This is a genomic window from Acetobacter nitrogenifigens DSM 23921 = NBRC 105050 (assembly GCF_000429165.1).
Taxonomy (GTDB): Bacteria; Pseudomonadota; Alphaproteobacteria; order Acetobacterales; family Acetobacteraceae; genus Acetobacter; species Acetobacter nitrogenifigens.
In genome coordinates this window covers 44,992-68,048 of record NZ_AUBI01000006.1, presented here as the reverse complement: position 1 = coordinate 68,048, position 23,057 = coordinate 44,992, and the positions used below count along the sequence as shown (strand labels likewise).

Genomic DNA, 23,057 nt, shown 5'->3' with positions numbered 1-23,057 from the left:
GCAATGCTGATCGAGACGGGCGGCGGCTTGACGGCGAAGGCTGGTTCGGCTGCACCTTACACCACCATGACGAACGAAGCGCCTGCCGCTATGGGCGCCGATTGCGAAAGGTTATGCTCCTTGCCCCGGCACATCATCCCGACGACCGCTCCCTTCGATCTTGAACCCGATCAACGACATCCGAACGGAAGGCGTGTGAGCCAACGGCTGGCGCTTCTCGCCTGCGCCGCGCTGGTCGCGACCACATGCCCGGGGCTTTCGGCGCGCGCAGCGGATCAGACGCCCGCCGGCGCTCCTCCGCCTGAACCTGCACGGATCTTCGCGCCACTCGCCTCCCCTCAGCCAGTCAACGCTTACCGGTCCGGCTCCGGCGCTCCCGGCCCGCTGGCATGGCAGAACGGGGCCGATTACGACATCAAGGTGTCGATCGACCCGACCAACAAGACCGTCACGGGTAGCGAGGTCATCACGTACACCAACAACAGCCCAGGCGATCTTGATACGCTGTGGGTGCAACTCGACCAGAATATCTACAAGGAGGGCGCTCGTGCGGATTTCTCGTCGCCCGAACGGCACGCGAACCACACGGACGGTTTTTCCATTGAAAGCGTCTCAGTCGGCGACGACGGGCATACGACCCCGATCCAACCCCTCGTCTCCGACACCCGCATGCAGACGCCGTTGCCCCAGCCTCTGCCGAAGGGCGGCAAGATCAAGCTCCGTATCACATGGCACTACACCGTGCCGGGCCCATGGGGCGGCCGTACATCAGTGACGCCCAGCAAGAACGGCGACATTTACGAGATCGCCCAGTTCTATCCCCGTATGGCTGTCTATGACGACATTCGCGGATGGGACACAGCGCCCTATCTCGGTCAGGAATTCTACCTCGATTACGGCGATTTCGATTACAGTGTGACGGTCCCGGCGAATTTCATCGTCGTTGGCTCCGGCGCCCTTGCCAATCCTGCGGAGGTCCTGTCGCAGGAGCAGCGCGACCGTCTGGTGACGGCGTCGAAGAGCGACCAGCGCGTGATGATCCGCACGCAGGCGGACGTAGAAGCCGCAATAGCGCCACCGCCTGCTCCCGTCACCGCGACCCCGTCTCCTGCCAAACCGGACGCAAAGGCCGAGGCCAAACCTGACAAGGCCCCCACGACCAAGACGTGGCGCTTCCACATGAGCGATAGCCGCGACGTCGCGTTCGTCGCCTCAGCCGCGCTTCTGTGGGATGCGGCGAAGCTGGACCTGCCGCCCGTCGCGCCGGCGCCGGGCAAACCTCCTGCGCCACGCCTCGCCATGTCAGTCTATCCGGTCGAGGGCATTGGGTCGCACGGGTGGGATCGCTCAACCAGTTACGTCAAGCACGCCATCGAATATTTCTCCGAAAAGTGGTACCCGTATCCTTGGCCAAACGCCATCAACGTCGGCGGCCATGGCGCGGGCATGGAATATCCTGGCATCGTCTTCGACGGCATGCAGGATCGCGACCCGATGCTTTTCTGGATCACCACGCATGAACTCGGCCACGGCTGGTTCCCGATGATTGTCGGCTCGAACGAACGCCGCAATGCGTTTATGGATGAAGGTTTCAACACTTTTATCGATGCCCTTGCGTCGGATCACTTCAACCACGGCGAATTCGCGCCAAAGCATGATTCTGAATACGCGCCGGATACAGGAAAACCAGCAGACGACATCATCAAAGTTCTTAAGGACCCTGACGCCCCGGTCCTGATGGCGCCCAGCGAAGTGGTGTCGGAAAAATATCGCCATCCCATCACCTACTTCAAAGCCGCTTACGGTTTGACGTTGTTGAGAGAACAGATTCTCGGCCCCGACCGTTTCGACCGGGCGTTCAGACGCTATATCTCACTCTGGGCGTACCACCATCCCACGCCATCCGATTTCTTCCGTCTGATGGACAGCGAGGCAGGCGAGGACCTCTCATGGTTCTGGCGCGGCTGGTACTTTAACAACTGGGCGCCCGACTACGCCGTCAAACAAGTTAGCTACGTCGATGGAGATCCAAAGAAGGGCGCCCTTGTTCAGGTCGCCAACCATGGATGGCTGCCCCTGCCTGTCGTACTACAGATCACCTGGGCGGACGGAAGCTCCGCACGTATGACGCTGCCCACGGAAACATGGATGCTGCGCAACGAAATTACGCTGCAGATCCCCGGTTCACAACAGATCCGCACTGCGGTTCTCGATCCGGACCGCGCCATTCCGGACGTCAATCGTGCAGATAATTCATACGGCGCAGTCCCGACCGCGGCGCCTCAGCAGCACTGAGGCGTCGGACAAACCGGGCGTAAACGCCCGGACGGCGGCAATACGAACGCCGCCGTCTGATATATCCGCCATCATAGCCTGTGGGTTACGAGAGCGGCGTAAGCTGCGCCTCGGACCGGGTGGCGTATGCTGAGGGCTGCACGCCGAAGAAAGTTCGTCTTGAAATCGAGGCGCATCACAAACCTCGCATCAGCGCTGAGCCTCCGTCCGCCACCAGAAAACCGCGCCTATTTAGCGATAGACTCCTTGGAAATTACCTTTCTAACGGCAAAAATCTCATTGCAAATCGGAGAAAATCCTCAAAACACGATTAACTGTCCATTTGACGACCCCACGGCGTCGGCCCGGACGAGCTTGCAGCTTTCCCCCCTGTCCGGTGCGCTTTTGGTTTTTGGACGAAAGCCACGCCACTCGACTCGACTGAAACTTTGCCCTTCATACTGGCTCGCGGCTACGGCTCCGACTCATTGCCCGGATGTTAGCCCGCCGATCAAGAAAATTTAGAAAAACTCTTTTCTCTTCAGAAAACAATCACAAAAAACTACCCTACCTCGGCGTTTCCGAATTCCTGCAACACTTTCATGATCGCTCTACTGTCGGTTTCCGCCAACACGCGGCGCCCGAGACGCACGCACTCTTCGTAACGCACGGAGCGGATGACCTGTTTGACGCGCGGCACGGCCGAGGCCGTCATCGACAGCGACCGTAACCCCAACCCGACCAGCAATGGCGCAAGAGCGGGGTCCCCGGCAATCTCCCCACACAGGGAAACGGGCGTGCGGTGCTGCAAGGCGGCGTTCACCACGTCCGCAATCATGCGCAGCACGGCAGGATGCCGCGCGTCATAAAGCGACGCGGCATCGGCGGACGCACGGTCGGCCGCCAGGGCGTACATGGTGAGGTCATTGGTTCCGATCGCCAGAAAATCGGCGTGATGCGCAAGCACGCCTGCCGTAAGCGCTGCGGCAGGCGTTTCGATCATGGCGCCGAACGGCGGCAGAGTTTCCGCGAGGGCGACCCCTTTGCGCCGCAGCCTGCGGGCCACGCGCTCGTAAATATCCCGCGCGGCCGTAATTTCCTCCGCAACCGTCACCATCGGTAACAGAACCTGCAGCGGGCCGACCGCCGACGCGCGAAGGATCGCGGCAAGCTGGGTCTCCAGCAGCGCCGGATGCTTTAGCAACAAGCGTATCCCCCGCAGCCCGAGCGCCGGATTCGGCGTCTCCCCCAGCGTAGACAGCCCCGCCCGCTCCAGCGCCTCACTCGGTTTTTCACCGCCCCAGTCGAGCACGCGGATCGTGGTCGTATCCGCGCCCATCGCCTCGACCAGACTGGCGTAAAGCTCGAACTGCGTCGTTTCATCCGGTAGTTCTTCGGAGTTGATGAATAGAAACTCCGTACGCAACAGACCGATCCCCGCGGCGCCGGACTGCGCAATCAACGGCAGTTCTGCGGGTAATTCCAGATTGGCCTGCAACAAGACTTTCTCGCCGCTCGCCAGCTTGGACGAAAGTCGGCGCATCCGTCCAAGCTTCTGCCGATCCTGTGCATAGGTCGCGACAGCCCCTCTCGCCTCCACAAGAGTGTCGTGGGCCGGATCGACGACGATACGCCCGCGATCTCCATCAACCACCACCTGCGCCCCACCGGCCACCGCGTCGAGCGCCCCCGCTACGGCGAGGACAGCGGGAATGCCCAGCGCCCGAAGCATGATCGCCGTGTGGCCGGTCGCGCCACCCTCTTCACTGACGACGGCGGCGACCCGCGACGGGTCGATCAACGCAGCGTCAGAGGGACGCAACGATTCAGTAACCAGGATCGCGCCGTCAGGCATGCCCCGCAACGTCAGAAAAGGCGTCCGCGTCAGATTGCGCAGAAGGCGACGCCCGATTTCGCGAAACTCGTCAGCCCGCCTTCTGGCAGCAGCAGCGTCTTCGCCACTGCCCGCTCTTGCGCCCTGTGGCGGATGCGACGCCTGCGCAAGAGCCTCCGTTTCTTCAAAGACCGCCACCTCTGCAGACAGGCCTTCCGCGATGCGCCGGATCACCCCGCGTTGCAGACGCGACGGTCCCAACATCCGCCGATAGACGTCAAGCAGTGACCCGATTTCGAACTGACTGTCTTCCGGCAACAACGCCAGTCTCGCCTGCAGTTTTCCGAGTTGCGAGATCGACCGGATGACGGCGTCGCGGAAACGCCCCTCTTCCTCGTCTCGGTCTAGCGAACTTAATCGCTCCCGCAGATCCGGAGCCGGATCTTCTCGCACGACAAACGCCGGCCCTATCGCAACGCCGACCCCGATCGACTCGCCGGTCAGAACCTGCTCGGTTCTGGTCTCCAGCGAATGCGGGCGCTCCTTCGTGTGAGCTCGTCGACCGCTATCCGCTGTCGCCCGTTCCGTCCCTTGTTTCGAGTGTTTCATGGCCGCGATCTGTGTTTGTAACGCCATGTTGCGCCAGACGCCGCGCGCCTGTCTACAGGGTCAGTCGTCTTCTCCGAAGCCGCTGGCAATCAACGCCACCAACGTGTCCAGCGCGGCTGATGCATCAGGACCGGTGGCGCGCAACTGAATTTCCGCGCCCTTGCCGGCACCGAGCATCATCAATCCCATGATCGATTGGCCGGGAACGCTCTCTTCTCCATAATCAACCGTGACTTGGGCGTCGAAGGTCTCCGCAAGGGCGACAAAGCGGGCTGAAGCGCGGGCGTGAAGGCCTTTGGCGTTGACGACGGCAACGGATCGCGTCACCTCGCCCACCGCGCCGTCGGGCATCATCCAGCCTTACGGTCGACGGACCGCAGCGACGGACGGAGAGCCGCCCCTGCGTCAGGAGACTGTAACACGGGCTGTTTCTGAACGCAGTCGGGCACACCGGCCGCCTGCTCAACCGGGGCGTCCGAAACAAGCCTGACCGTCGCGCTCTCCGCGCATCTCCGCGCACCTTCCAGACATTGCTGCGGCAGGTGGGAGGAACACGCGATGTATTTGTGGGCAGCCTGCTCCGCCAGCGTCGTGCATTCAGTAAGGTTGCGGTGGTCGCGCATTTTGGCGAGCTTCACCAGCATGGGCAGGTTGGCGCCGCCCAGAACCTCAATTTTACCCGCGCAGCTCATCGCCACCGCCAGATTGGACGGCGTGCTGCCGAGCATGTCGGTGACCAGCACCACACCATCGCCAGTGTTCACATCGTCTACGCGCGCGCTCAGTTCAGCCCGACGCGCCGCCAGATCGTCATCCGCGCCAACGCTGACCGTTGCGATCTGCGTCTGCGGACCGACCACATGCTCCATCGTCTCGCGCAGGGCCACGCCAAGAGATCCTTGCGTGACCAAAACAATACCGATCATGCGTTTCCTTGCGTTATGCAACGTAGTGCGTCTGCTTCGGACGAAGCACGCCGCGACCCGCTCGTCAATCGTTCGGCAGAGGCCGTTGCAGACTCGTCATGCCTCGATGCGACGTCGGCGCCAGCCGAGGGAGAGGCCTCCCCGGACGCACGGTCTATGGACGGCGCATCGCCAGCGCCCGATTCATGCGCATCCGAAATTCCATCGGTCGGCTCGCGCGCCCAACGCCAGCCGCCGCTCGTGCCGCCCACGCCCAGCCGGGCGAGTTCCCGATGCGCCACCGCTATGGGCCAGTCGCCGGCCGCCAGACACCGCTCCTCGTCTTCTTCGGCGCGGCGCACGCCTTCTTCCGTCAAGCGGCGCGCCAGCGCTTCCACAAGCGTGACGGAGCGATGTCGCCCGCCACTGCAACCGATCGCGATCGTCGCGTATTTCTTTCCCTCACGCACGAAGCGCGGCAAGACCAGCTTCAGCATCGCCTGAATCTGGGCGAGAAAGGGCTCGTAATCCGCATCGGCGCGCACATAGTCGACCACGGCCTGATCAAGACCGGTCATCGGCGCCAGGACCGGATCGTAGTGCGGATTACGCAGGAACCGTGCATCGAACACCATATCCGCTTCACGCGGCAGGCCAGACGGATAGGCGAATGACATCAGGATGACCGTCAGGCCCTCATCCGGTCCGGTGAGCCAGGCGCCGAAACGCGCCTCCACAAGACGGCGCAGTTCCGGGGCGGACAGGTCTGACGTGTCGATGACCAGATCAGCGCTGCCACGCAATCTCGCCGTAAGGGCGATCTCCTCCTCGATGCCTTCCTTCACGCTGCCATGCGGCGCCAGCGGGTGACGGCGCCGGGTGGCCGTATAACGACGCAGCAACGTCGCCTCTTCGGCGGCCGCATAGATCAGTTCGGCATGAAGATGGGGATTGACGCGAAGCCGGGCCAGCGCCTCCAGCACGGCGGACGCATCGAAACCGCGCGTGCGGGAATCGACGCCGATAGCGATCGGGCGATCAGCGCGCGCCACGATGTCGTCGAGCATGCCGAGCGGGGGATTGTCGATCACCTCGTGACCCAAATCCTCCAGAATCCGCAGGATAGACGACTTCCCCGCCCCGGACAGACCCGTGACGAGAAGAATCTGACGCGGCGTAACGCTGTCTTCAGAAGGACTAAGTGTCACCATGGAACCGAAAAGGCGCCTTGTGTGATGAAAATGGGCAGGCCCCAGAGAATAACGGCTGAGGCCCAGAGCAAACACGGGGCGCGGGCGAACCTGCGCGCTATCATCGCTTTCGCACGCATCATATCAGTACGTCCCCGCAAGGTGGCAACATTTCGTAGCCTTCAGATATCACCAAGCGACATAACCCCAATGCGGCTACGGAGTGACACGGGCGCCATGCAGTCCAGCGCGACGTCGATCCGCGCGACGGCGGAAGCGTGAAACCCGTTCAGTCGCAAGAGCGGCAACCCGCTCGGTCCATGCGTCTCCGGCTCCGGGGACCGTTCTGGGGTCATCGCGGTTTCATCGCCTCCGGGCGCGATAAGCGCAACGGCGAGATACGCGCTCACGCGTTCAACAAACCGCATGCGCACCAGCCCCCAGCCCCGAACCTCCATCATCCCCCGCAATGGCGCCGGCGCCGACGCCACCCCGTCTGCGAGCAACACCCGATCATCGGCGACAAGGTCGTACCCCGCATGAACGAGACGAAGAAGTAGGTCCGATTTTCCGGCCCCGGAAGGCCCGAAAATCAAAACCCCGGCCCCATTTCTGGCGGCGCAGCAGGCGTGCAGCGAACGAAGGGCTGGGAAGGCGGCGTCCTGTTCGCGCGGGGTGAGCATTACCATCCGGCAACGTCTTTCGTTTTGCTCGCTTCACGATTATGACCACATTGTGGCGGCGCCGGAAACCCGGCTGACGCGAGACGTTTTTGCGAGACGCACCCCGCGCCTCGAACAGCCAGGGGAGAGCGCGGGACGTGAATGCCGGCTCGATCGTAACGCCCACCGACAGCGACGCCTGCCGGCGCGCCGTGCAATGACCATGGTATGCGAGCAGGAGCGCGACGGCATCAGTCTCCGGCGCGTCAGAGGCTTCGACCGTCACGCTGACCACTTCCCTCCGCGCATGAGCGAGCAGCTTCGTCTCGCGTTCTCCGCCGGACGGGCAGCGCTCGCCGCCCGCGGCGCATCAATGACCGACGTGGTCAGGGTCATCTATCGCGTCAAGGACACCGAAGGCCTCCCGCATTGTGCGCCATTTCTGTATGGCGCGTTCGGTGAGAGGCAGCCGATATCAACCCTGCTTGTCGTTCCCGAGTTCGAACGGCCTGACGTCGAGATCGAAATCGACCTGATCGCCCGTCTGCCGGAGCGCACGGCGCCCCTGTAGGCGCTGCGAGCTCATCAAGCCGGTGTGGCCGCGACCTGCGGACGACCGCGCAACAGAGCGCTTTATCGCACCGCCGTCAGACGCTACGTTAAAAACTTCGAGTTTTCTGGCCTGACGGATTACTTCATTGTCGTTTCCTCCAAACGTCTCCACCGAGCAGTCCACGCCACAGAAAGACATCGCCGCGCATAAGCAACTGGACCATCTGCACAAAGTCGAGCGCGCTCTGGCCGAGGCGAACGCCACAATTGCAAGCCTGCGGCAGCAGGTCGATTCCTTCGAAAACAGCACATTCTGGCGCATCACCTACCCTGCCCGCGTCGCTCTGAAGCGCGCGCCTAGGCTGGCGCGGCTGATGCGCCTGTCCCTCAAATCGGTCTGGTGGATCGCCAGCGGACAATTCCCGACCCGTTTTCAGCTCTACCGTCTCAGCCGGGCGCAACTCCATCAAATCCGCACCAGCGCCGAACTGACAGCGCCAGCGATGACGGCGCCTGCCGCCGTTAGCGCTGTAGAGTTGATCAACGCACCCCGCACACTGCCGCCCGGCCCGGGCGCCATGCCTGCCCCCCCCACATCCGAAGCGTCCGGGCCAAAGCCCCCGGCAACCGGCGCGCTGGCTGTTTCGCCCATGCCGGTGGAATTTCAGCCGTCCCGCCCCCTGCTCTTTCCACGGCATGCAGAACCGGTTCTCAGCATCGTCATTCCGACCTATGGGCAGGTTCCAGTCACACTCAGATGCCTGCAATCGATCGTCGATAACCCTCCGACCGCGCCCTATGAAGTAATCGTGGCGGAGGACGCGTCGGGAGACCCCGCAATCGCCCGGCTGGCCGAAATTCGCGGCCTGATCCTGATCGAACAGCCCCGAAACCTCGGTTTTCTGAAAAACTGCAACGATGCGGCGAAGAAGGCGGCGGGGCGTTACCTGCATTTCCTGAACAACGACACGGAAGTCTTGCCGGGAGCGTTCGACGCGCTGGTGGCGAGACTGGAAGCCGATCCCGGCGTCGGCCTGACGGGATCGAAACTGCTATTCCCCGATGGGCGATTGCAGGAGGCTGGCGGCGTCATCTGGAACGACGCCTCGGGCTGGAATGTCGGACGAAACGACGCCCCGGAACGCGCCGCCTACAACTGGCCGCACGAGGTCGACTACATCTCCGGCGCATCGATCCTCATCCCGCGCGACCTTTTCGAAACGCTCGACGGTTTTGATGAGGTTTTCGCCCCTGCCTATTACGAGGACGCCGATCTCGCTTTTCGCGTAAGACAGGCAGGCTACCGCGTTATTTTCGAGCCAAAGTCGCGCGTGATCCACCACGAGGGGCTATCTCACGGAACGGATGAGGCGAGCGGCGTGAAAGCCTATCAGGCGCGCAACCGCGAGATCATGCTGTCACGGTGGAAAGATACCCTGGAGGCCGATCACTTCTCGCCCGGGGCGCATGTTCTGCGGGCGACTGCGCGCGCGCGTCACCGCCGCACGATCCTGATCGTCGACCACTACGTGCCGGAGCCGGACCGGGACGCCGGCTCGCGCGCCACGATGTGCGTCATCCGCGCCCTGCTCGACGCTGGGTGGCTGGTCAAGTTCTGGCCGCACGCGCCGCGCGCCCGCACGCCCTACTCCCCGGCTCTGGAACGCCTGGGGGTGGAAATACTGGACTACACAAGCCCGCCGGAATTTCCCGAGTGGATTGCGGTGAACGGCGCGGATCTGGACCACGTCATGCTCATGCGCCCCACGGTGGCGCGCTGGTACATGCCGTATCTGAAGACATCCCCACGGCCATTTTTGTCATTTTATGGAGTCGACATTCATTTTCTGCGAATGATGCGGGAAGTCGATCTGACTGGCGACGACGCACTTCGCCACGACGCCGAAGACATGCGCGATCTGGAAATCGATCTCTGGCGACAGGTCGACTCAATCATCTACCTCGCGGAATACGAAGCCGCTCTGGTGCGCGAAATCCTGCCCGGCGCGCCCGCCCATGCCGTGACGCCGTTCTGTTTCAGGGACAACTACCCCGCCCGCGCGCCGTCGAGCGGAGCGACGATCCTGTTCGTCGGCGGCTTCGCTCATCCACCAAATATCGACGCAGCTAAATGGCTGGTCGAGGAAGTCATGCCCCGTGTGCTTGCCGCAATGCCCGACGCGCGACTGATTCTGGCCGGATCGAAACCCGCGCCTGCGGTCCTCGCTATGGCGGGTGAGCGGGTGAGGGTGACCGGATACGTCACCGACGAGGAACTGGAGGCGCTGTATGCAAGCGCCCGCGTCGCCGCCGCGCCGCCGCGTTTCGGCGCTGGCGTGAAGGGAAAAGTGGTGGAGGCCCTGCATCACGGCCTGCCTCTGGTGACGACGCCGATCGGCGCCGAGGGGATTCCGGGCATTCATGACGTCTGCGCCATCACTGAAGATTCTGTAGTCTTTGCAGACGCCATCGTCGCGCTTTTACGAGACGACGCGTTGTGGCGAGAGCGCTCGGACCGGGGCAGGGCGCTGATCGAGGTCGAGTTTTCACCACGCACGCTGGAGGAAAGCCTGTTGCGTGCGTTGGGAGAAGGCGGGGCCGGGCGCTCTCGCCAGACGTGACCTCCCGCCATCTTGTCACTCTGTAAGCGCCATTCGGTCATGCGAACAAAAAGCTAACATTCGCCCTGTAAAAATCCGGCGGGCCGCCTATATTCGTCGGTCGGAACGACAGGACGACTGACGGCACGATGACGAAGCAGACGATTTCCAGCCACGCCATCCGGGTCAAGGGCGCACGCGCGCACAACCTGAAATCCGTGGATGTAGAGATTCCGCGTGACAAGCTGACCGTCATCACCGGCCTTTCGGGGTCGGGCAAATCGTCGCTCGCCTTCGATACGATCTACGCCGAAGGGCAGAGACGCTACGTCGAAAGCCTGTCCGCCTATGCGCGGCAGTTCCTCGAATTGATGGGCAAGCCGGACGTCGACTCGATAGACGGGCTGTCGCCTGCGATTTCGATCGAACAGAAAACCACGTCCAAGAATCCGCGCTCGACCGTCGGCACCGTCACTGAAATCCACGACTACATGCGTCTGCTCTGGGCGCGGGCGGGCGTGCCGTATTCGCCAGCGACCGGCCTGCCGATCGAGGCCCAAACCGTCAGCATGATGGTCGATCGCGTGATGGAGATGGCGGAGGGTGCGCGGCTGATGCTGCTGGCCCCGGTCATTCGCGACCGCAAGGGGGAATACCAGAAGGAAATCGCCGAGCTTCAGCGCAAGGGCTTTTCTCGCGTCAAGGTCGACGGCGAATTGTATGAGATCTCCGAAGTCCCCAAGCTGAACCGCAAGCTGCGGCATACGGTCGAAGCCGTGGTTGACCGGATCGTCGTGAAGCCGGGCATTGAAAGCCGTCTGGCCGACAGTTTCGAAACCGCGCTCGGCCTCTCGGACGGGATCGTCTACGCCGAAGAAGTCTCACGCGACGCCGCGACCGAAAGCGCACGCACCGTGTTTTCTTCGCGCTTCGCCTGTCCTGAAAGCGGCTTCACGCTGGAAGAGATCGAGCCGCGCCTGTTTTCCTTCAACGCGCCACAGGGTGCCTGTCCGACCTGCGACGGCATCGGCACGGAGACGTATTTCGATCCGCATCTGGTCGTGCCGGACGAAGGCCTGTCTCTGGCGCAGGGGGCTATCGCCCCGTGGCGCAACGCACAGAACGACCTGTTCGAACAGACCCTGGCCAGCGTCACCGCCCATCTGGGCGTGGAGATGACGACGCCATGGCGCCATTTGCCAGAGGCCGCACGGACAGCCATCCTGGAGGGCACGCCGGACGACATCGTCTTCACCTACCGCGACGGCCGCAAGGCCTACGCCGTCACCAAGCCGTTCGACGGCGTGCTGGCCAATCTGCGCAAGCGGCTGGCGATGACCGACAGCGTCTGGGCGCGGGAAGAGCTGACGCGCTATCAATCCGACAAGCCATGCCATGTCTGCGACGGCGCGCGGCTCAAGCCGGAAGCGCTCTGCGTGCGGGTCGCAGGCTTCAACATCGCGCAGGCGTCCGACCTGTCCATCCGCAAGGCGCTTGAGTGGTTCGACAACGTGCTGCCTACGCTGACGCCGCAGCGCGCGGAAATCGCGAGGCGCATCCTGCGAGAGATCGTCGACAGGCTGAAATTCCTTGTCGACGTCGGCCTCGATTACCTGACGCTCTCGCGCGGCTCCGCCACGCTGTCCGGCGGCGAAAGCCAGCGCATTCGCCTGGCGAGCCAGATCGGCTCCGGCCTGACCGGCGTCCTGTATGTGCTCGACGAACCGTCGATCGGCCTCCATCAGCGCGACAACGAGCGTCTTCTCGGCACGCTGGAGCGGCTGAAATCCCTCGGCAACACCCTGATCGTCGTGGAACACGACGAAGACGCAATCCGCAGCGCTGACTGGCTGATCGACATGGGACCGGGCGCAGGCGTCAATGGTGGACGTGTGATCGCCGCAGGCACGCCGAAGGAAGTGGCGGAATCCCCCGACAGCCTGACTGGCGCCTATCTATCCGGCCGCAGGCAGATTCCCGTTCCGACTCAACGCCGACCGTTCGACAAGAAGAAGGTCGTCACCGTCCGCGAAGCGACCGGGAACAACCTGAAGAACGTAACAGCCAGTTTCCCGCTCGGCACGTTCACGTGCATCACCGGCGTCTCGGGCAGCGGCAAGTCGACGCTGGTTATCGACACGCTCTACAAGACGCTTTCACGCAACCTCATGGGGTCCGGGCAGTCGCCGTCGCCGTGCGCGGGCGTCGACGGCATGGAGTTGCTCGACAAGATTATCGACATCGACCAGTCGCCGATCGGCCGCACCCCGCGCTCCAACCCTGCGACCTACACCGATCTGTTCGCGCCGATCCGCGACTGGTTCGCCGAACTGCCAGAGAGCAGGGCGCGCGGCTACAAGCCCGGCCGCTTCTCCTTCAACGTGAAGGGCGGGCGCTGCGAAGCATGTCAGGGCGACGGCGTGCTCAAGATCGAGATGCACTTCCTGCCGGACGTGTTCGTCACTTGCGACGCCTGCAAGGGCGCGCGGTACAACCGTGAGACGTTAGAGGTGAAGTTCAAGGGCAAGTCCATCGCCGACGTTCTCGCCATGAGCGTTGACGAAGCCCTGCCGTATTTTCAGGCTCAACCCCGCATCCGCGACCGGCTGGCGATCCTGCAACAGGTCGGCCTCGGCTACGTCGCGCTCGGCCAGCAGGCGACGACGCTCTCAGGTGGCGAGGCCCAGCGCGTGAAGCTGTCCAAGGAACTGGCCAGACGCGCCACCGGCCGCACAATGTACATTCTCGACGAGCCCACCACAGGACTGCACACGGAAGACGTACGCAAGCTGCTCGACGTGCTGCACGCGCTGGTGGAGCAGGGCAATACTGTTGTCGTGATCGAGCATAATCTCGAGGTCATCAAGACGGCGGACTGGATTCTGGATATCGGGCCGGAAGGCGGAGATGGCGGCGGCAGGATCGTCGCCGAAGGCACTCCCGAGACTATCGCCGCCTGCGCCGAGAGCCATACGGGTCGTTTTCTCGCGCCCTTGCTCAAGGCCACAGGACGTCCTGAGATTGCTTCAAAAACCTCAGAAAAGGGCAAATCATCTCGAAAGTCTCTCGAACGAACAAAGGGAGTTGCTTCGAAGGCAAAACGCGGCGCAACTGTCATCTGACGGCGGGAGTCTGAAGCGCTACCACTGGACCTCAATGCAGAGGCGACGCTTCAGACATCCATGCTCCCGATCAACCGCGCCCGCCTAAACGATCTTGTCTGACCGGAGCCGCGTTGGCGCGATAGGGCGGTAAAGTCTTTCGCAACACACCTACACGACGGCATGGGAATGTTGACGCGCCCTTTTACGTCAAGAGCGCCTTTTCGACAAAGGGCTTTCACATCGGTTTTTATCAGAGGGCGATTTTTCCGAAACCCACGACATTCTCGACCTTGGGAAATTCGGAACAACATCACTTATAGTTTTTACAAGATCGAAATTCGTTGAGCGATCTATGAATTTTCCCCAGATAAAACCACGCAAAAGAAAATCGATATTCTTCGCACATTTAAAAAAATATGCACTAATTTTAAAAACTCAAACGAGTAGAACCCCCAGTCCTGTAGCGGTCATCAACCCTGAAACAGCGCCCGACAAGAGCAAACCCTGCTAAACAGCCAGATTGTCGATGAGCCGAACCCCATCAAGCCAGGCCGCCGCCAACACCCTGAGAGAGCCATCCGACTTCTCTCCAGACGTCAACGTCATTGCATCACACACGTCAAGGTAATCGACATTTTCGAAACCAGAATCACGCAGTATTTGCGTGCCCATATCAAGCGCAACGCTTCTCGTCGCGCCGCTTCGCACAACATCTGCAACCTTCTGAAGCGCTGCGTACAACGCAGGCGCGCGCCGCCGCGCGTCCTCTCCCAGACGCTGGTTCCGTGACGACATGGCAAGGCCGTCCGCCTCACGCAGCGTCGCGCCGCCCTCAATGCGTATCGAGTGGTTGAAGTCTTTCACCATACGGCGAACGATCTGCAACTGCTGCCAGTCCTTCTCGCCAAAAAATGCAGCATCAGCCTTCGATATATTGAAAAGCTTCATCACGACGGTCGCCATGCCGTCGAAATGCCCCGGGCGGTGCGCGCCTTCCAGTCGCTCAGACAGGCCGCCCACATGGACGTTCGATATGAACCCTTCCGGATACATCTCGGCAACAGAAGGGATAAACACAGCGTCTACACCCCCCAGCAAGGCGACGTCCCGATCTTCGCACCGAGGATAGGTCTCAAGGTCGGCTGCATTGTTGAACTGCGTCGGGTTGACGAAAATCGACACGATCACGCGATCGCACTGTTCGCGCGCCCGCTTCACCAGCGAGAGATGCCCGTCATGCAGCGCACCCATTGTCGGCGTCAGGCCGATCGTCGCGCCTTCAGCTTTCCAGGCGGCTATCTGGGCCTGCAAACTGGAGACAGTACGGAAAATCACGCCAGATCTCCAAAACTATGATCTTTAGAAGGAAATTTCCGGCGACGAACTTCTTCGGCGTAGGCGCTGACCGCCGTCTCCGCCTGCGCGGCCAGATCTGCGTAACGCTTGACGAATTTCGGTCGAAAATCAGAAAACATTCCTAACATATCGTCAACAACCAGAATTTGACCGTCGCAATCCGGGCCTGCCCCAATCCCGATTGTGGGGCAGGCGATCGAAGACGTAATCTGTTTCGCAAGGGACTGTGAGATTTTCTCCAGAACGACTGCGAACGCACCGGCCTCGCTCACAGCGCACGCGTCCGCCAGCACACGCTCCGCATCCGCATCGCGCCCCTGCACCTTGTAGCCGCCAAGTGTATTAACAGATTGCGGCGTAAGGCCAATGTGTCCCATGACCGGGACGCCACGTCGCACCAGAAAATCGATGGTCGTGGCCATGTGGACACCGCCTTCCAGCTTGACAGCGGCGGCCCCGGTTTCAGCAAGAATCCTCGCGGCGCTCCTGAACGCTTGCTCTGGACTCTCTTCGTAAGTTCCAAAAGGCAGGTCGACGACGCAGAGCGCATGCGACAAGCCGCGAACGACGGCTTTACCGTGCAGAATCATCATATCCAGCGTGACGCTCAGCGTCGACGGAAGGCCATGCAGGACCATGCCCACACTGTCGCCGACCAGCGCGACGTCACAATGGGCGTCCACCAGTTTTGCGATCGGCGTTGTATACGCCGTCAGGCATACGAGAGGTTCTCCCCCCTTTCGCAGTCTTATGTCCGTGGCTGTCAGAGTTTTCTGCGATACGTTGACGCTCATTGTCTTAACTTTTGTTTCGTGTCGCGGCCTGTATATCCGCAGGAACGACAACTCGCCACCCGGCGCGCGCCGCATGACGCGCTGGAACCGGAGCGACCCCATGAGGTTCGCGTCCTGCCGCCGGTCCGAACACGCCGATTGCGACGCGCCCGGATATCTCTGGCCATCCACGTCGACCGGATGTCAGGCGCATACAGGAAAAGCAGCTTACCGCCGTAGCGTCATCTCTCAAAAACGAAGTTTTTCCTGGCCCGCGCTCGTCCGCCTGCCACGCTCAGACCCGCCGCCGTCCTATTGTTTCGGGGTCTTCAGACGTGGAGGTCACTATACCGTCAGACAGAACATCTCGCGTTCAGAGGTTGCGCTCAGCGCATTCCACGCCAGCCACTGCCAAAACAGCAGCCATGCCCGAAAATCTGATTTACACAGGATAAGCGCGGCGGCCCGCACATGGACGATCCCTGATCAGATGCGCCTCTTTGACCGGACGCCCGCACCTTGCGTCCCCCGAAGCACGGCGCCCGCCCGCGGCGACGCGGCGTCATATTCGATTAGACGGGGATCCTGCGCCGTCCAGAGCATCATCCGATCGGGCGGCATCCGCTGATCGAATAAAGAGGCCCTCTAAAACAACAAGCCAGGGCCTTATCCGTGAATCCCTTTGAACGGATAAGGCCCTGGCGCTACAATGCCGAAACCGGACTCAGCGCCTTTTCGAACATCTCGGTACACGCCTCCCATGTAAACCGTTCGGCGTGGGCGCGGCATGCGCCTCGATCCGCGTTCAAAGCAGCGAGACAGGCGGCGCGCAGGTCTGCGCCCACCGTGCCCACACGGCCACCAGTCCCGGCCAGAATATCACGTGGGCCAGTGACGTCGTAAGCCGCGACCGGCGTGCCGCAGGCGAGCGATTCAAGCAGAACAAGACCGAACGTGTCGGTCAGGCTGGGAAACACGAAAACGTCCCCCCCGGCATATGCCGCGGCCAGAGCCCCCTCGCTGAGCCTTCCCGTAAAGAACGCCTCTGGAAAGCGGTGTTGCAGCGCCGCGCGTTGCGGCCCGTCTCCCACCACCACCTTCGATCCGGGAAGATCCAGTGAGAGGAACGCTTCGATGTTTTTTTCCACCGCAATGCGGCCGACATGAACAAACACCGGTCCCTGAACGCCAAGTTCGGTCTTCCAGTCCCGACGCGGTTCGGGAGAAAACCGGGCAAGGTCGACGCCACGCGTCCACGGCTTCAACCTGGTGAATCCACGGGCGGCGAGATCTTCCCGCAGGCTCTCCGTAGCGACGAGCGTCGCCTCCGCCGCGTTGTGAAAACGTCTGAGAACGGCGTAGGAGAGGCCCAGACCGATTTTCGCGCGCGCCTGCACGTATTCCGGGAAACGTGTGTGGTAGGAGGTCGTGAACGGCATTCCCTGCTTGCGCGCCCATCGCCACGCCGCCCAGCCTATCGGGCCCTCGGTCACGATATGCAGGGCCTGCGGGCGGAAGGCTCGCGCCATTCGGTCAAAACCGGGTCCCGGCCAGACTGCCAGGCGAATTTCCGGGTAAGTCGGGCAGGGAACGGACCGAAACCGGTCAGGCCCCAGCACCTCGACCTCATGCCCGCGCGCGCGCAATCCGTCGATTACCGTGGTCATGGTGCGCACGACGCCGTTCACCTGCGGCTTCCAGGCGTCTGTTGCGACAAGGATCCTCAAGGAACCTGCATTCACACCGATCACGCCGACAGCGAGGCCTTGCGCGCAGCGACCCCGCCGGACACCGCCGCCGCCTGCGCCAGACCCGGTTCCTGACGAAACCCGCCCCGCGCCGCCCTACCACTCTCGGAACGGGAAGAGGCGCTCGGCGCTCCATATGACGCGCGCATATGCGAACTCCAGTCGATCAGGGAGAAACGCCCCTGCCGGTCCTCGACCAGCGCCGTGCAACTCTCCACCCAGTCCCCGGTGTTCATGTAAGTCACGCCGCCGATATCGCGGATTTCCGGGTTATGAATATGCCCGCAGATCACGCCGTCAGCGCCACATTGACGCGCCTCGCGCGCCAACGCTTCCTCGAAGCGGTCTATCGCCTTCACCGCGCCTTTGACGCGCTTTTTGGCCCAGGCCGAAAAAGACCGGTACGGCAGCCCCAGACGGCGCCGCACGCCGTTGATCCAGCGGTTGAGCGTCAGCGCGGCCGTATAGGCGTGATCGCCCAACACCGCGAGAACCGGCGCATAGCGAACGACGCTGTCGAATTCGTCTCCGTGGATCACCAGATAGCGGCGACCGTCGGCGGCGACATGCTCGGCCTTGGGACAAAGGCGGATCGATGCGATCTCCAGTTCCATAGGCAGCCAGGCCCGGAACATTTCGTCGTGGTTGCCGGGGATGTAGACCACTTCCACACCCCGCCGGGCGAGGCGGAGGATCATGCGCAACAGTTCGTCATGCGCTTCATCCCAGTGCCAGGAGCGCCGCAACCGCCAACCGTCGATAATGTCGCCTACGAGATAAAGCTTTTCGCAGTTCACGGTTTTCAGAAAATCGACGACCAGGGCGGCGCGGCTGCCCCTGGTGCCGAGATGTATGTCCGAGAGGAAAACCGCGCGATAAGACGTCTGGCCGGAGAGGAGAGTATCGAAGCTCATGGCGCCCCGCTTTCATCATGTCGCGACTGATGGTCCGTGATCTCTCATAAGCGATCCGCCGTACGCTGCGCGTGACAGTTTGATGATTTCAGACCGGAATTCCCCGATCGCATTGGCGCGATGCCTGTCTCCGCCTAATGTTCACAGAGAAAGTACGGGAAATCCCCGATGAAAGACACGAATGTTTGTCATCCATAACCCGACTGCCGGACGGCGGAACACGCGCAAGCTGTGGGCCGTGCTCGACTGGCTCGTCAATCACGGCGCGCCGGTCAAAATTCTGGAGACCCGGCACAGCGGCCACGCGACCGCGCTGGCGCGGGAAGCTGTGGCAAGCGGAGCGGAGATGGTGGTCGCCGCTGGCGGCGACGGAACGATCGCCGAGACTGTCGCCGGAATGATTGGCGGCCGGGCACGGCTGGGCGTCATTCCTCTGGGCACGGCGAACGTGCTGGCCCATGAATTCGGCCTGCCGAACCACCCGCGCGAACTCGCCACGATCCTCTCTTCCCCTCGCAGCGCGCCTCTCTGGCCCGGCGTGATGCAGACGCCGACATCGACCAAACTCTTCGTCCAGATGGTCGGAGCGGGCTTCGACGCTCATGTGGTGCACAATGTCGATCTTCAGACCAAACGCCATATCGGACGCGGCGCCTATGTTCTGCAGACCCTCCGGGAGTTGCAGCGCTACCAGTTTCCCGACTTGACCATCCGGCTGGACGGAGTGGAGCATCGCGCCGCCAGCGTCATCGTCAGCAAGGGGCGTTTCTATGGCGGCCCCTACATACTGGCGCCGGACGCCCAACCAGGCGAACCAGGCTTCACCGTGGCGCTGTTCCGCGACGGCGGCCCGCTCTCCGCATTGCGGGCGGGGGCCGCATTGCCGCAAGGGCGCATGGGCGCGCTTCCGGGCGTCTCGTTGCTGCATGCTTCGCACGTGGAGATCGGCGGACCGACTGGACTGCCAGTGCAGGCTGACGGCGATCCCGCAGGGATACTGCCGCTCAGCGTCTACGACGCAAAAGCGCCGATCCTTGTCGCAGCCGCCACGCAGGCCGAAAACAAGCGTGGGGAAGCGATGTTGCTCCACTCTGCGCCGGCTCCATGGTGGGCTGCTCAATAACTGCGTCGATGTGACCCATTATCTTCTGTGGTGCAGATAAATTGGAAAATCTGATTTTATCGGTTTCCGAAAACCCAACGTAAAATCACAATAGAGCCAGCCAAGTCTCTTCATCGACAATATTTTTTGAAAAATAAAAAATATATTCGGAATATTGATTTTATTTCTTATTTTACGCTTGGGCGCCGCTTCTGCTGATTGCTCCAACTGCCATAACGAGCATCGCAACGTAATCCGCCCTTCACGGAAATGAACGCTCGCAGACATCGATCCACACCGATCAAAGGCGCTTCGGAAACCCCGCTGCAAGATGGTCAATGAACGCCCGCACGGCCGACGGCAGACCCCTGCGCGTGGTGAACACGAGATGCACAATCCCGTTCGGCCCAGTCCACTCCGGCAGCACAGGCACAAGGCAACCGTCAACCAGCGCTTCGCGAACGAAATGATCCGGCAGCCACGCAACGCCAAGGCCTGCGATCGCGGCGTCACGCACCATGGTCATATCCTGCGAGCCAAACCGGGGTGTTCGGCGAATTTCGTGCGTGTCGCCATTCTTGTTCATCAACGGCCAGATGCAATCGGCCGCGTCGTCGCTCGTTGTCAAAAGCGGCGCCGTCGTCAGGTCCGACAGGGCGTGAATGCCTGCGGCTACGCGTGGATGCGCGACGAGGACTCGCACGGAACGGCCCAGCGTGCGCATGGTCAGCGCTGCATCCGACGTCAGCGCCAGACGGACGCGCAGCGCGAGGTCAATGCGTTCCTGAACGAGGTCAACAGGTCGATCCACCGCCAGAAGCTGCAGCCGCACCTTTGGATAACGGTTTAGAAATCCGGTGATCAGATCGCCGATGACGGAGACCATCCCGGTGGGGCAACTGAATCGGACGATACCTGCCGGCTCGGCCTGAGCGGCGCTGATGATCGCCTCCGCGGCATCCGCCTCGTCCAGCATGAGACGACAGCGCTCATAAAATGCCTGTCCGAGTTCCGTGACGCGAAAGCGTCGGCTCGAACGCTCGATCAACCGCGCGCCAAGCCGGGTCTCCAGATCCGATATACGACGACTGAGTTTGGATTTCGGTTCGCGCAACGCACGCGACGCCGCAGAAAACCCGCCATGCGTCACCACCGAGACGAAATATGCATGATCGTTGAGATCGCGTCGTTCCATCGTTCCTCTTTCTGAACGCTGTGTGCCGATATCACCGTCTACAGCACTTATCGTTGCGGTGTCATGTCTCTCTCACCGGCGCAATCAACGCGTCTCGGACAAGGAGCAGAACAATGGTTTACGGATTTGACGGCAAAGTGGTGGTCGTGACCGGCGGCACAAGCGGCATCGGCCTGGCCGCAGCCAAGGCGTTCGCCAAAGAAGGCGCATTCGTTTTCATTACGGGCAGACGGCAGGATACGCTCGACGACGCCGTGGCCCAGATCGGCGGCAAGATCACCGGCGTACGCGGCGACATGAGCAATCTGGAAGACATCGACCGCCTGTATGACGCGGTCCAGCAGAAACATGGACAGATCGACGTTATTTTCGCCAACGCTGGCGGCGGAACATTCGCGCCTTTGGGAGAGATCACGGAAGAGCACTACCAGTCCACTTTCGACAGCAATGTCAAAGGCGTGCTCTTTACCGTGCAAAAGGCGCTTCCGCTGTTGCGCGATGGCGCTTCGATCGTGCTTAACGCCTCAAATGTCAGCGCAGCCGGAACGCCTGCTTTCAGCATCTATTCGGCGACCAAGGCCGCAGTACGCAGCTTCGCACGCAACTGGATGCTCGACCTCAAGGACCGGCATATCCGCGTCAACGCCGTGAGCCCGGGCGTGACCGATACGGCAGGACTGAACCACCTTTTCGGCAACGGCGAACAGGCCGAAGGAACCAAAACCTACCTCGCCAGCCTGATCCCCTCGGGACGCGTGGCGCAACCCGAGGAAATCGCGCGCTCGGTGCTATTTCTTGCCTCCAATGAAGCCAGTTTCATAAATGGCATTGAACTTTACGTCGATGGAGGTCAGAAGCAGATCTGAACGTCGTCAGGCGCGTGCGGCCTTGTCCTGAACAAACAGACAACAACGTTTGGATAAGCGCCGCGCGACCTGATTATCAGACGTTTCAAGCGACAGCATAACGCCTGCGCTGAAAACTTTCGGAGATGATCATGTCTTTCGTCACGACCAGGGATGGCGTCGAAATCTTCTACAAGGACTGGGGGCCGAAGGACGCCCGTCCGATCATGTTCCATCACGGATGGCCGCTCTCATCCGACGACTGGGACGCCCAGATGCTGTTCTTTTTGCAGCATGGCTTCCGTGTGATCGCGCATGATCGCCGCGGGCACGGGCGCTCGACGCAGGTGTCCGATGGTCACGACATGGATCACTATGCAGCCGACGCCTTCGCCGTCGTGGAAGCGCTGGACCTGAAAAACGCCGTGCATATCGGCCACTCCACGGGTGGCGGCGAGGTTGCGCGCTATGTGGCCAGACACGGACAGCCAGCCGGACGCGTCGCCAAAGCTGTTTTGGTCAGCGCCGTGCCGCCTCTGATGCTGCGCACTGAAGCCAATCCAGAAGGCTTGCCTATCGAAGTGTTCGACGGATTTCGCTCGGCTCTTGCTGCAAATCGGGCTCAATTTTTCCGCGATGTGCCTGCTGGTCCGTTCTTCGGATTCAACCGCGCAGGAGTTGAGCCGCAGGAAGGCGTCATCCAAAACTGGTGGCGACAGGGCATGATGGGCAGCGCAAAGGCCCATTACGAGGGCATCAAGGCGTTTTCCGAGACTGACCAGACCGAAGACCTGAAGGCCATTACCGTGCCGACGCTTGTCCTGCATGGAGAAGATGACCAGATCGTACCGATTGCCGACGCGGCGCTCAAGTCGATCAAACTGCTGCCAAATGGCAAGCTCAAGACCTATCCCGGTTTCCCGCACGGGATGCTGACAGTGCATGCAGATGTGCTCAATGCGGATCTGCTGGCCTTTATCAAAAGCTGACCTCCCGCTGCGGCCACGGTAAATCTGCTGTGGCCGCATTGTCGCAAAGCTTCATCGGCGACACCATGTCATGCCAGCCTTAGCGTTATCGCACTGGAACCGCCCGTAAAATCGAGCCCCCAATCTGACATGCTCCGACCAAAGCAACGCTCAGTGCTGCGAGTGATGGGGCCTTTCCTGCGGCTGATACACAAGGCTCCTTACGATAAAAAAGCATGGCTACCGAACGACAATGCCGAAACTTCCAGGAGGCAACGTTTGTCATTCAGAAATATTTTTTGACGAACGCCTCCATCCCTAATCACGCCTGAGCGATAATCTTTGGAAACAAACACATTGAGAGTATTCTTGATTTGACTACCGATTAACTTGCAGTTTCAGAGCCACGGATCGTACTCATCATCA

At 61.5% G+C, this 23,057-nt stretch carries 16 protein-coding genes and 1 pseudogene; 7 read left to right on the top strand and 10 right to left on the bottom strand.

Translation table 11 applies throughout. From position 1 onward, the window contains the following. The first annotated feature begins 3 nt into the window (after positions 1-3). A complete protein-coding gene (locus tag G442_RS21755; protein ID WP_246789405.1) occupies positions 4-2,295 on the top strand; it encodes a M1 family metallopeptidase in 2,292 nt (763 codons plus the stop codon). 541 nt (positions 2,296-2,836) lie between these two features. On the opposite strand, the gene ptsP is transcribed toward G442_RS21755, so the two are convergent. The 5 genes and pseudogenes from ptsP to G442_RS21740 all read right to left on the bottom strand — a co-directional run bounded on the left by ptsP (position 2,837) and on the right by G442_RS21740 (position 7,501). Further along, the gene (ptsP, locus tag G442_RS0110115; RefSeq protein ID WP_026397908.1) at positions 2,837-4,717 is read right to left on the bottom strand and encodes a phosphoenolpyruvate--protein phosphotransferase; all 1,881 of its coding nucleotides are present in this window, start codon (positions 4,715-4,717) and stop codon (positions 2,837-2,839) included. 60 nt (positions 4,718-4,777) lie between these two features. Further along, positions 4,778-5,068, bottom strand: a complete 291-nt coding sequence (locus G442_RS0110110; RefSeq protein ID WP_026397907.1) for an HPr family phosphocarrier protein — start codon at positions 5,066-5,068, stop codon at positions 4,778-4,780. Next, positions 5,068-5,643 (bottom strand): PTS sugar transporter subunit IIA, encoded by a 576-nt coding sequence (locus tag G442_RS21750; RefSeq protein ID WP_084440497.1) that lies wholly within the window; start codon positions 5,641-5,643, stop codon positions 5,068-5,070. The genes G442_RS0110110 and G442_RS21750 overlap by 1 nt, the downstream gene beginning before the upstream one ends. A gap of 203 nt (positions 5,644-5,846) precedes the next feature. Continuing rightward, positions 5,847-6,833 (bottom strand): annotated as a pseudogene (gene rapZ / locus G442_RS21745) (RNase adapter RapZ); the annotation flags it as partial. Between the two features lie 161 nt (positions 6,834-6,994). Beyond that, positions 6,995-7,501, bottom strand: coding sequence for an HPr kinase/phosphorylase (locus G442_RS21740; protein ID WP_307188548.1), 507 nt, complete (start codon positions 7,499-7,501; stop codon positions 6,995-6,997). A 190-nt stretch (positions 7,502-7,691) separates the two neighbouring features. On the opposite strand from G442_RS21740, the gene G442_RS21735 reads away from it, so the two are divergent. The 3 genes from G442_RS21735 (at position 7,692) to uvrA (ending at position 13,748) form a co-directional block, all read left to right on the top strand. Further along, positions 7,692-8,045, top strand: coding sequence for a Rid family hydrolase (locus tag G442_RS21735; protein ID WP_051292183.1), 354 nt, complete (start codon positions 7,692-7,694; stop codon positions 8,043-8,045). 127 nt (positions 8,046-8,172) lie between these two features. After that, a complete protein-coding gene (locus tag G442_RS21730) occupies positions 8,173-10,647 on the top strand; it encodes a glycosyltransferase (protein ID WP_051292182.1) in 2,475 nt (824 codons plus the stop codon). Between the two features lie 128 nt (positions 10,648-10,775). Beyond that, positions 10,776-13,748 carry an excinuclease ABC subunit UvrA gene (gene uvrA, locus G442_RS21725; RefSeq protein ID WP_051292181.1) on the top strand — a complete coding sequence of 991 codons (2,973 nt, stop codon included), beginning with the start codon at positions 10,776-10,778 and terminating at the stop codon, positions 13,746-13,748. Between the two features lie 489 nt (positions 13,749-14,237). On the opposite strand, the gene panC is transcribed toward uvrA, so the two are convergent. The 4 genes from panC to G442_RS21720 form a co-directional block, all read right to left on the bottom strand. Then, a complete protein-coding gene (panC, locus tag G442_RS0110075) occupies positions 14,238-15,065 on the bottom strand; it encodes a pantoate--beta-alanine ligase (RefSeq protein WP_026397906.1) in 828 nt (275 codons plus the stop codon). Next, positions 15,062-15,880, bottom strand: a complete 819-nt coding sequence (gene panB, locus G442_RS0110070) for a 3-methyl-2-oxobutanoate hydroxymethyltransferase (RefSeq protein WP_026397905.1) — start codon at positions 15,878-15,880, stop codon at positions 15,062-15,064. The genes panC and panB overlap by 4 nt, the downstream gene beginning before the upstream one ends. Before the next feature lie 683 nt (positions 15,881-16,563). After that, positions 16,564-17,586 (bottom strand): glycosyltransferase family 4 protein, encoded by a 1,023-nt coding sequence (locus tag G442_RS0110060; protein ID WP_026397903.1) that lies wholly within the window; start codon positions 17,584-17,586, stop codon positions 16,564-16,566. 20 nt (positions 17,587-17,606) lie between these two features. Next, entirely contained in the window at positions 17,607-18,521 is a 915-nt protein-coding gene (locus tag G442_RS21720; protein WP_084440496.1) for a UDP-2,3-diacylglucosamine diphosphatase, read from the bottom strand. 181 nt (positions 18,522-18,702) lie between these two features. Here G442_RS21720 and G442_RS21715 point away from each other — a divergent pair, with 181 nt between their 5' ends. Continuing rightward, complete coding sequence (locus G442_RS21715) at positions 18,703-19,644, top strand: diacylglycerol/lipid kinase family protein (protein ID WP_084440495.1); 942 nt, start codon at positions 18,703-18,705, stop codon at positions 19,642-19,644. Between the two features lie 280 nt (positions 19,645-19,924). Here G442_RS21715 and G442_RS0110045 read toward each other — a convergent pair whose 3' ends face one another. After that, positions 19,925-20,818: a LysR substrate-binding domain-containing protein gene (locus G442_RS0110045; protein WP_026397902.1), complete on the bottom strand. Its 894-nt coding sequence runs from the start codon at positions 20,816-20,818 to the stop codon at positions 19,925-19,927. A gap of 113 nt (positions 20,819-20,931) precedes the next feature. On the opposite strand from G442_RS0110045, the gene G442_RS0110040 reads away from it, so the two are divergent. Beyond that, positions 20,932-21,684 (top strand): SDR family NAD(P)-dependent oxidoreductase, encoded by a 753-nt coding sequence (locus G442_RS0110040; protein WP_026397901.1) that lies wholly within the window; start codon positions 20,932-20,934, stop codon positions 21,682-21,684. Between the two features lie 131 nt (positions 21,685-21,815). Continuing rightward, the gene (locus G442_RS0110035) at positions 21,816-22,652 is read left to right on the top strand and encodes an alpha/beta fold hydrolase (protein WP_026397900.1); all 837 of its coding nucleotides are present in this window, start codon (positions 21,816-21,818) and stop codon (positions 22,650-22,652) included. Positions 22,653-23,057: the final 405 nt, after the last annotated feature.